This is a genomic window from Ruegeria lacuscaerulensis, from assembly GCF_013033355.1.
Classification (GTDB): domain Bacteria; phylum Pseudomonadota; class Alphaproteobacteria; order Rhodobacterales; family Rhodobacteraceae; genus Ruegeria; species Ruegeria lacuscaerulensis_A.
In genome coordinates this window covers 138,079-147,312 of the sequence record NZ_WQDY01000013.1, presented here as the reverse complement: position 1 = coordinate 147,312, position 9,234 = coordinate 138,079, and the positions used below count along the sequence as shown (strand labels likewise).

The following is a 9,234-nucleotide window of genomic DNA, read 5'->3' as shown; positions in this document are numbered from 1 at the left end:
CCGGCGACAAGATGGAGCTGGGGATCGAGGGACTGGGCGTGCAGCGGCAGGATGTCATTCAAGGCTAGAGCTGGTCCCAAAAACTATTAAATCGCGACCCCGGTTGGTATTTGCCAGCCGGGTTTTTGTTTGTTGGAGCCCTCGGAAAGAAGTGCAGTTGCTCTTGCTCCATTGGTGCCAAACCGACCTATGGTTCTTAGTGACCCTACGAAACGAACCTGTAGTGTCCTGCCATGTCGATTTTTCGTCCTCTTCTGACATTGAACGATACGCGGATCGCCTGCAGACAGAATTCATGATCGGCGGGTCACGGTTTTGCACGGAGCGACCTGTCACCGAATTGAGCGTTTTGCGCAGTTTTTTGGAGGAACAACCTGTGACCGAAATCACATCTGAAGTCATTTGGCCCGACATGGGAGTGGAAATTAACCCCGATAGCTATAGCTCGGTCGTCGAGATGTTCGAGCAGGCCTTTCTGGCCTACTCGGAAAAGACGGCATATGTCGGTCTGGGCGGCAGCCTGACCTATACGGATGCAGATCGGTTATCGCGCGATTTTGCTGCGTATCTGCAATCGAAACTGGGCGTCAAAAAGGGTGACCGCATCGCGCTTATGGTCCCTAATATCCTGGCCTTCCCGATTGCCATGCTGGGTATCATTCGCGCCGGAGGCGTTCAGGTGAACGTCAACCCGATGTACACGCCGCACGAATTAGAGCATCAGTTGAACGACGCTGGCGCCGAGATCATCGTGATCTTCGGTGGTTCGACTCCGACACTGGCAGAGGTTGTCGACAACACTCCGATCAAGACTGTGATTACGGTTGATCTGGGTGATATGACCGCGACGCCGATCCCAAGTCCGGCTGCGGACACGCGCCTGAGCGAAACGCTGAGCTTTGCCAAGCTGGTAGAAGAAGGTGAGGATCTGGAATTCAATCCGCCTGTCATCACTGGCGATGACCTGCTGTTCCTGCAATACACCGGTGGTACTACGGGCCTGTCCAAAGCCGCCGTTCTATCACACCGGAATCTTGTCGCGAATACTGAGCAGACGAAAGCCGCTTTGCCTGAAGCCATGCGGCACGGCCAAGAGGTCATCGTTACCCCGTTGCCACTGTACCATATCTTTGCCCTGATGGTGAATATGATCACCTACAGTTCGATCGGGTCGACTAACTACCTTGTGGCAAATCCGCGTGATCCGGAACAGCTGATCTCGGCTTACCGAGACAGTGGTTTCACTGTCTCAACCGCCGTGAATACGCTTATTGCCGGGCTATGCGCACATCCGGGCTTGAAGGATGTCGATTTTTCGAACTATCGCGCAATGATCGGCGGCGGTGCCCCTGTGCAAGAGGCCGTTTCGAACCGCTGGAAAGAGATCACCGGGCATCATGTTCTAGAGGGTTATGGCATGTCCGAGACCTCTCCGGTCTTGACCCTGAACCCAATGGGACAAGATGAGTTCTCGGCCGCAGTGGGATATGCCCTGCCGTCGACTGACATCATATTGCTGGATGATGAAGACAACCGGGTCGGTGTTGGCGAAGCCGGCGAGATCTGTGCCAAAGGCCCTCAGGTCATGCAGGGTTATTGGAACCGCCCGGAAGAAACCGCATCGAACTTTACCGAAGACGGTTACTTCCGCACCGGCGACATCGGGGTGCGGGACGAGAAGGGCCTGATCAAAATCGTTGACCGCAAGAAGGACATGGTTCTGGTTTCTGGCTTTAACGTCTATCCGAACGAAATCGAAGCCCATGTGGCCATGCTGGACGAAGTGGCAGAAGTGGCCGCAGTCGGCGTTCCAGACGAAAAGACGGGCGAGGCAATCCGGTTGTTCCTTAGCGTCACGGAAGGGTCTGACCTTACGTCTGAGCAAGTCATCGAACATTGCCGCAAAGGACTGGCCGGATATAAAGTTCCTAAACAGATCAAGTTTTTGGATGAGCTGCCCAAATCGACGGTGGGTAAAATTCTCAGAAAAGACCTGCGGGGTTTGTAAGCCATGAGCGACGACAAGACGTTTCCCATCGACTACACAGTCGAGAATATTGAACAGCATGTGGGCCGAACCTTCGGCCCCAGCACTCCTGTTACGGTGGATCAGGACCGCATCCAGGGCTTTGCCGATGTTACAGGTGATCAGCAGTGGATTCATGTTGATGTCGAGAAGGCTGAAAAGCACAGCCCGTTTGGCGGCCCGATTGCCCATGGCTATTTGACGTTGTCACTGTTGGCTGCGGCGCAGATGGGCCTTGGTATCGTACCTGACGGCTGCAAGGGCGTGATGAACTATGGTCTGGACAAAGTGCGTTTCCTGGCACCCGTTCCAAGTGGGGCAGCGGTCGAGGTTTCGGCAATTCTGACCGGAGTCGAAGTAAAGAGCGGCGGTCGTATTCTTATCAGATCCACCGTTACGGCTCGGGTCGCTGGGCAGGAAGATCCGGCCCTGATCGCCGAAACTCTGGCGATGGCCTTTACCTAATTTCGTAGAATACGGGAGGACATTGAAATGTCTGACAAAGACTTCAAAGACGACGGGTTTGCCGGAGCGATCTCAAATTTCTACAGCGCTATGGCAAAGCAACCCATGGAGTTCATGCGCATGGGTATGAACACTGGGAACCAGATGTTTGGCATTTTCAGTGGCCTTGGCCCTACTCAGGACGCACCTGCCGACAAACGTTTTGCGGATCCGGTTTGGGAAAGCAATCCGGCTTACCGTTCGCTAAAACAAAGCTACTTGGCTTGGTGCAGCAATACGATGAACTGGATTGACGAGCTGGATCTGGATTATCGCGACGCCGAGCGTATGAAGCTGTTGACGGGGACGTTTCTGGATACGTGGTCTCCGACCAACGTGCTGATGGGCAACCCGTCGGCTATGAAAAAGACGCTTGAGACGGGCGGTGAAAACATCGTTGCCGGGATGCGGAACTTGTTGGACGATGTTGTCAACAATGGCGGCATGCCGTCTTCTGTAGACCGGTCCAAATTCGAAGTGGGCAAGAACCTCGGTATCAGTAAAGGCGACGTTGTTCACCGTGACGAACTGCGCGAACTGATTCAATATTCGCCGCAGACCGACAAGGTTAAAGGTACTCCGATCCTTATCGTGCCGCCTCAGATCAACAAGTATTATGTTTGGGATCTGTCACCGGAACGCAGTCTGGTCGAGTTTTTGGTGCAGCAAGGGTTCACCGTTTTCATCGTATCGTGGCGCAATCCGGGCTCGGAAGACGCTGACTACGGTCTGGATGACTACGTGCGGTCGCTGGACGATGCCTCTGAGATCGTGACAAAGATAACAAATTCGCCAAAAGTTCATATCGCGGGTGCGTGTTCGGGTGGGATCACGATGTCGATGCTCCTGAGCTATTGGGCGGCCAAAGGGATTGACCGAGCAGCCAGCGCAACCTTCCTTGTGACTATTTTGGATACGGACGGCGCGGCCAACACCTCGATGGGCCTGTTCGCCAACATGGAGATTCTTGAGCTGGCAAAGACAATATCGCGCGCCAAAGGTGTGATCGATGGGAATGATCTGGCCAAGGTCTTTGCTTGGTTGCGCCCCAACGACCTGATTTGGGCATATTGGATCAACAACTATCTGATGGGTCAGAACCCGCCAGCTTTTGACATCCTGTTCTGGAATGACGACACCACCAATATGTCCGCTGGTTTGCATAGCGACTATATGGACCTGCTGCAGGCCAACGGCTTGAAATCCGGAACGGCCGAGGTTTTGGGCGAAGCAGCGGATTTGTCCAACGTAACCTGCGATTCCTACGTTCTAGGTGGAACCACAGACCACATCACGCCTTGGGATGGTTGCTATCGTACGGTGCACATGCTGGGCGGGACGTCAGAGTTTGTTCTCAGTTCCAGCGGTCATATTCAGGCTATCGTGAACCCACCTTCCAACCGCAAGGCCAAGTTCCGCCGCATGGTCAATCCGCCGGAATCGACCGAAATGTACCTTGAAAACAGCACCGAGGTTGACGGCACCTGGTGGCTGCACTGGGTTGAATGGATGACCGAACGGTCTGCCAAGGAAAAAGCAGCGCCCAAATCGACTGGGAACAAAGATTATCCGGCCATTTGCGCCTCACCCGGTACCTATGTCCATCTTGAAGCGGGTAAGGCATGAATATAGAACCCCAGCAGACAGAAAAAGCAAAGATGGTCATCCGCACAGCGGATGTATGGGGTCGGCCTGTTCGCTATGCGGATTACCATCCCGAATCCGCCGGGCAAACGCTGTTGCTGTTTAACGGTATTGGCGCCAACATCGAAAGCGCCGAGCGTTTCATCACCAGCTTCGAAAATGTCCGGGTTATCATTTTTGATGCGCCCGGCGTCGGAGGAACGCCGACACCGACACTGCCGTATCGATTGTCACATGTCGCGGATATGGCTGCGTCGCTTCTAAATCAGCTTGATATTTACGACGTCCATGTCTTTGGCGTGTCATGGGGTGGTGGCGCGGCACAGCAATTCGCGCACATGTATGGCAACCGTGTTCTGTCTCTTACGCTTGCTGCCACGGCTGCGGGCGCAATCATGATCCCGGGATCTCCGAAAACGTTGTTGAAGATGGTCACGCCCAAGCGCCACAGTGACCCAACCTTTATGATTCAGAACGCTTTGACTTTGTATGGCGGTACTGTTGCCGTGCAGGAAGAGTTGATGCGCGAATTTTCCGAGGCTCTGGATCACGGAACACCTGTTGGATACATGTATCAACTGTCGGCGATTGTCGGTTGGACCAGTTGGCATTACTTGCCCAAGTTGAAAATGCCGGCACTGGTTCTGATGGGCGAAGACGATCCAATTGTCCCCATCGCCAATGGTCGTATCCTGGCCAGTCGTCTGGATCGGGGCAAGTTGGAAGTCATGCCCTGCGGTCACTTGTTTATGGTGACCATGCCGGTCGAAACTGCCCAACGGGTCGAGCGTTTTATCTTCGAACCACATTAAGGATAGCCCGGCATGGGACAACGAGAATTGGACCTGCCGGCCATGCGAAAATTCGCAACGGGAACGCTTGTTGTTCTTGTTGCGATCTATCTGGTGACATTTGTACCAACAGATCCTGATTGGCCTGTTAAACTTTTGCGCGCTGCCGCCGGTGCTGGAATTGTTGGGGGATTGGCAGACTGGTTTGCAGTTGTTGCGTTGTTTCGGCATCCGCTGGGTTTGCCGATTCCGCATACCGCCCTGTTGCCGCGAAATCAGTCGCGAGTGGCCGTCAATGTCGGGCGGTTCATCGAAGAGAATTTCCTGCAGACCGAACTGATCCTGGAAAAGCTGAAGGGTAGCGCCATATCCGCGAAACTTGCGGTCTGGTTGCTGCGTGAAGGCCAATCAGGATACTTTATAGAAAGACTTTTGCAGGGTGTCGTACAGGTCTTGCGGGCCGATATGCCTGACAAATTGATGCGAATGCTCAGTAAGCTGGTTCGAAAGCTGACAGGAGAGGCTGCCGGGAACCCCAAAGTCGCACAAGAACTGTCGAAATTGCTGCAACGGGGCCTAAAGGGCGAGACCCTGACGGAGATTGTTGAGTTTCTGCACGAAACGGTTGATCAGAATCGTGGGGCAGTCGAAAGGCTTGTACGTGACAACAGTCGGTGGTGGATCGCATCGAGACTGGATCGCAATGCCTCGGAGTTGATTGTGAATGGATTGCTGTCGGTCCTTGAAGACCTGGCAAAGCCCGATAGCAAGCTGCGTAAAGATTTCGAAGACGCTGCTGTTCAGGTGCTTGGCGATTTTACCAAAACGGATCACCTTCAACACGTAATTGAAAACGCTGCCGCTGACTATTCGGGTACGGTAAGTTTCGAGCATAACTTGCGGGCGCTGATTACAAGTATGAAAGGCAAAATGGCGGATTATCTGGAAAGCGACGAAGCTGTCAGCGCCATCCAGACATACATTCGACAGATGGCTGAACGTTTGGCCGATGATGAGGCGCTGCAGCAAAAGCTCGATGCATCCATTGCCGACTTTGCCGCGCGCATGATACCAGAAGCCCGACCTTATATTGGTGAGTTTGTCGCTCAGACGATTTCGGGTTGGGACCCAGATTTGCTGGTCGAGCGGTTCGAAACCGAGGCCGGGAAAGACCTGCAATTCATCCGTATCAACGGCGCTTTGCTGGGCTTTGGGATCGGCGGCATTCTTTTTACAGTTGAACATATGATCGGATAACAAAAAAAACCCCGGCGCGAGGCGGCGCCGGGGTATTAACACGTAAACCGTGTTGATCTTATTTCTTGTCGGCTTTTGCGACAGCGTCTTCAACTGCGCTGAACAGAGGTGCCAGAGCTGCCTTGGACTGCTCTTCTGCGATGTCGCTCAGCTCTTTGATCTGGCCGCTGACGGCTTCGATCTGCTCGGTAACAAAGGCTTGCTGCAGAGAAGCGACGTTGGCGATGTTCGGTGCTTTCGCGATGTTGCGGCCATGCTCGACAGTGTTGTCCAGGTTGGCGCGCAGGAAGTTGATCAGCGCACGGTCAAATGCGACGACACCGTCAAAGGTCTTGCGAACAGTTTCGTTTGCAACCGAACCATACTGGGTCAGGTTTTCGCTGTAACCTTTGAAGTTGCTGGCAACATCCTTGTATGAGGACGTGATCGAATTCACCATCGAGGTGACGTTGTTTTCTTCAGCTGCGGGTGCCTTGGCAGCGGTTTTTGCAGTAGCCATGTTGGCCTCCTTCCGGGTCTGATTTCGTTGACACTGTGATCATATATTGAGACTTCGCTGCAGCGCAATAAATATTCTGCACTGCAGCATAAGTGGAGGACAGCGTTAAATCATATCAAAACCAGTAGCTTACGTTCTCATGAGGTCGCTGGATGATTGTTACGTTGGGTCACAACCTGCCATGAGCTACGACCACAGTCATTTGGTGTCGACCCCAGGCATCATCTTCATGAAAACGTTTAGCAGATCAGTGTTTGGAACCAGTGCCCCGGCCCATTTTTCAGCCAGCGCCTCGGGCGACATTTTGGCAATTTCTTCGTTTAGCGACTCTTCCAGTCTGGCGACCCAACGGTCCTGCACGGACTTAACATCCGGAAGACCAAGGGCATCGCGTAGCTCTGCCGGTGTCATATCGAGGTCAATGGCAATCTTCATATCAGGTCTCCTCCTGTTTTGCTGTCCTTTTGACGGTGCCGAATGCTCCACCTAATTTATCGCGTCATGAAATCTGTGACTTTGAACCCTGTGATTTGATTCATACGGCAGATTCAGACCTAAGCGATGCTAACCTGTCGATGTCTTGTATGTTTATTACCGATCAGGACATAATGGATGACTAGAAAGGCCAACCAGTCAGATTTCTGGTTGAAAGAGGTTTGGGAGGAACCTTGCTGGGACGGGTACACAACATCGCGAAGATAAACGCAGCACTCGACGTATTGCGGCGGCGTGGCTTAGAAACAGGCCATATGTTCGACGATACGGGGATTGAAACGTCCCAATTGTACGACGTTGATTTTCGGATTTCCAATGATCAGCTGTTGAAGGCGTTCAGGAACATCTCGGACCGGAAATGGCACCCTCACATACCATATGAGATCGGCCAAAACCTGCACGTTTCTTCTTACGGGCTTTACGGATACGCGGTTCTCTGTAGCGTGGATTATCGCGAGACCGCGGAGTTTGCGCAAAAGTACCACTTCTTAGCTGCTCCTACCGCATCGATGGAGTTTGTGCAGGACGAGGGTGCTGAAGGGTGGGGTTTTGAGCCTGTCCCGGCCTCTTACGCCGGAAAAGAGTTTTACGAATTCCTCGTCAATCTACAGTTGGGCATCTACAACTCGCTGCACAGGGATGTCATGGGCGCTGGTTTTACCTCACGCCGTATCGAAGTCAGATATTCCAATGACAGCGCATACACCTTGCCGGCTGATGCAGCAGACGAGATCATTCTGAACGCAGGACGGAACCGGTTCCATGTCGGAGTGGAATGGTTGGATCATAAAGTCGAACTGGGAAACCAGTTGACTTTCAATCAGCTCGTTCGAATTTGCGAAAACGAACTGTCCGAGATCACCCAAAAAGACGGTGTCAGTGGTCAGGTCCGTCGGAGCTTGATTCAAAATGTTGCACTTTCGTCAAGTATGGATACCGTCGCTCAGAGCCTTGGTTTGACCAGTCGTACCCTCAGGCGGCACCTGAAGCGAGAGCAAACGACTTTTAGTGCAATTGTGGACGCTGTTCGAATGGAGCTTGCGCTAAAGTATTTGCGCGAAGCGACACTGAGCACCGAGCAGATCGCGCACGTTCTGGGGTTCTCAGAAACAGCTAGTTTCGTCCGCGCGTTCCGGCGATGGACCGGACGCACGCCTAAATATTATAGAATCTCACAATAAATGTGCTTTATGGGTTTGACCACGGAACGCCTATTGTGGGGCTGGGATCCGCAGAAGTTCGCAGCGCGTGCATAAACTGCGCCAAAGAATTTGGATGACCCTTCCGTTCAATCGTCCGTAAGAGTGAAGACAATTCCATGCGATACAACAGTGTTTCGTCGCTTTCCACGAGGTCGGCATTCAACCCTTCGAACAAACCCTTGGCCTTATAGTTTCCGAACAGAACTTCAGCATGAGCGAGCTCGACCCCTAAAGCCAGACAGTCGAACACGGTGGCCGCCAGTAAAAGGTGGGATATGCCGTGACCGTGATAGTCGTCCAAAACCGTGCAGGCGATTTCGACATCCTTGTCTTGCGGGTTTCCCCGGATTGCATGCACGGCGGCGATGGGCCGCCCATTCTGTTCAGAGTCTACGGCACCCCAAGCTACGTGCTTGTCGCCATCCACGTTGGCCAGAAGGTCCAAAACAGGTTCTGGGGCGTCGTGAAACGCAGAAAAGAAGCGCATGTATCGGGATTGGTCGGACAGATCATGGATTGCTTGCGCAATCAGATGTTTGTCGGAAACGCCCATTGGGCGCACGTAGATGCTGACACCGTTGTCCAACCTTGCCTTGAAGCCTCGGTCATTGTCCAGATGTAGGGAAGTTGAACCCATTGCGCCGCCGCTTTCGTTTGGTTCCCCGTTTTTCTTGTCTTCGCGGATCTTTCAAATCACGCTCTGTAACTTAGTCTTATGACGCATTTGGCAAACTTTTTCGAACTGACCTAGCGTCCCAGATGCTTCCTGTCCTGAGCTGTCAGTAGATTGTCCGATTTTGCTTGTTTGATACATGA

At 52.9% G+C, this 9,234-nt stretch carries 9 protein-coding genes; 6 read left to right on the top strand and 3 right to left on the bottom strand.

Annotation, left to right across the window (positions count from 1 at the left end; genetic code table 11):
* Nucleotides 1-376: 376 nt before the first annotated feature.
* The 5 genes from GOW48_RS19595 to GOW48_RS19575 are packed head-to-tail and all read left to right on the top strand — an operon-like array spanning nucleotide 377 to nucleotide 6,222.
* Nucleotides 377-2,008 (top strand): AMP-binding protein, encoded by a 1,632-nt coding sequence (locus GOW48_RS19595; RefSeq protein ID WP_214648687.1) that lies wholly within the window; start codon nucleotides 377-379, stop codon nucleotides 2,006-2,008.
* Nucleotides 2,009-2,011: 3 nt separating this feature from the next.
* Complete coding sequence (locus GOW48_RS19590; RefSeq protein WP_170755788.1) at nucleotides 2,012-2,491, top strand: MaoC family dehydratase; 480 nt, start codon at nucleotides 2,012-2,014, stop codon at nucleotides 2,489-2,491.
* A gap of 27 nt (nucleotides 2,492-2,518) precedes the next feature.
* Complete coding sequence (locus GOW48_RS19585) at nucleotides 2,519-4,156, top strand: PHA/PHB synthase family protein (RefSeq protein ID WP_170755787.1); 1,638 nt, start codon at nucleotides 2,519-2,521, stop codon at nucleotides 4,154-4,156.
* Nucleotides 4,153-4,986 carry an alpha/beta fold hydrolase gene (locus GOW48_RS19580; RefSeq protein WP_170755786.1) on the top strand — a complete coding sequence of 278 codons (834 nt, stop codon included), beginning with the start codon at nucleotides 4,153-4,155 and terminating at the stop codon, nucleotides 4,984-4,986. Before GOW48_RS19585 ends, GOW48_RS19580 begins: the two co-directional genes overlap by 4 nt.
* 12 nt (nucleotides 4,987-4,998) lie before the next feature.
* Nucleotides 4,999-6,222, top strand: coding sequence for a DUF445 domain-containing protein (locus GOW48_RS19575; RefSeq protein ID WP_170755785.1), 1,224 nt, complete (start codon nucleotides 4,999-5,001; stop codon nucleotides 6,220-6,222).
* Between the two features lie 58 nt (nucleotides 6,223-6,280).
* Here the strand turns inward: GOW48_RS19575 and GOW48_RS19570 are convergent, their stop codons facing one another.
* Together GOW48_RS19570 and GOW48_RS19565 are read right to left on the bottom strand one after the other, a co-directional pair.
* The gene (locus GOW48_RS19570; protein ID WP_170755784.1) at nucleotides 6,281-6,721 is read right to left on the bottom strand and encodes a phasin family protein; all 441 of its coding nucleotides are present in this window, start codon (nucleotides 6,719-6,721) and stop codon (nucleotides 6,281-6,283) included.
* A 198-nt stretch (nucleotides 6,722-6,919) separates the two neighbouring features.
* Nucleotides 6,920-7,156, bottom strand: coding sequence for a DUF6489 family protein (locus GOW48_RS19565; protein WP_170755783.1), 237 nt, complete (start codon nucleotides 7,154-7,156; stop codon nucleotides 6,920-6,922).
* 233 nt (nucleotides 7,157-7,389) lie between these two features.
* Here GOW48_RS19565 and GOW48_RS19560 point away from each other — a divergent pair, with 233 nt between their 5' ends.
* A complete protein-coding gene (locus GOW48_RS19560) occupies nucleotides 7,390-8,397 on the top strand; it encodes a helix-turn-helix domain-containing protein (RefSeq protein WP_170755782.1) in 1,008 nt (335 codons plus the stop codon).
* A gap of 7 nt (nucleotides 8,398-8,404) precedes the next feature.
* Here GOW48_RS19560 and GOW48_RS19555 read toward each other — a convergent pair whose 3' ends face one another.
* Nucleotides 8,405-9,055: a GNAT family N-acetyltransferase gene (locus GOW48_RS19555; protein ID WP_170755781.1), complete on the bottom strand. Its 651-nt coding sequence runs from the start codon at nucleotides 9,053-9,055 to the stop codon at nucleotides 8,405-8,407.
* Between the last annotated feature and the right edge of the window lie 179 nt (nucleotides 9,056-9,234).

Excerpts from the sequence above, each read along its gene's own strand:
- GOW48_RS19555 (WP_170755781.1), bottom strand. The coding sequence starts at position 9,055 with ATGGGTTCAACTTCCCTACATCTGGACAATGACCGAGGCTTCAAGGCA.
- GOW48_RS19570 (WP_170755784.1), bottom strand. The coding sequence starts at position 6,721 with ATGGCTACTGCAAAAACCGCTGCCAAGGCACCCGCAGCTGAAGAAAAC.
- GOW48_RS19575 (WP_170755785.1), top strand. The coding sequence starts at position 4,999 with ATGGGACAACGAGAATTGGACCTGCCGGCCATGCGAAAATTCGCAACG.
- GOW48_RS19565 (WP_170755783.1), bottom strand. The coding sequence starts at position 7,156 with ATGAAGATTGCCATTGACCTCGATATGACACCGGCAGAGCTACGCGAT.
- GOW48_RS19590 (WP_170755788.1), top strand. The coding sequence starts at position 2,012 with ATGAGCGACGACAAGACGTTTCCCATCGACTACACAGTCGAGAATATT.
- GOW48_RS19580 (WP_170755786.1), top strand. The coding sequence starts at position 4,153 with ATGAATATAGAACCCCAGCAGACAGAAAAAGCAAAGATGGTCATCCGC.
- GOW48_RS19585 (WP_170755787.1), top strand. The coding sequence starts at position 2,519 with ATGTCTGACAAAGACTTCAAAGACGACGGGTTTGCCGGAGCGATCTCA.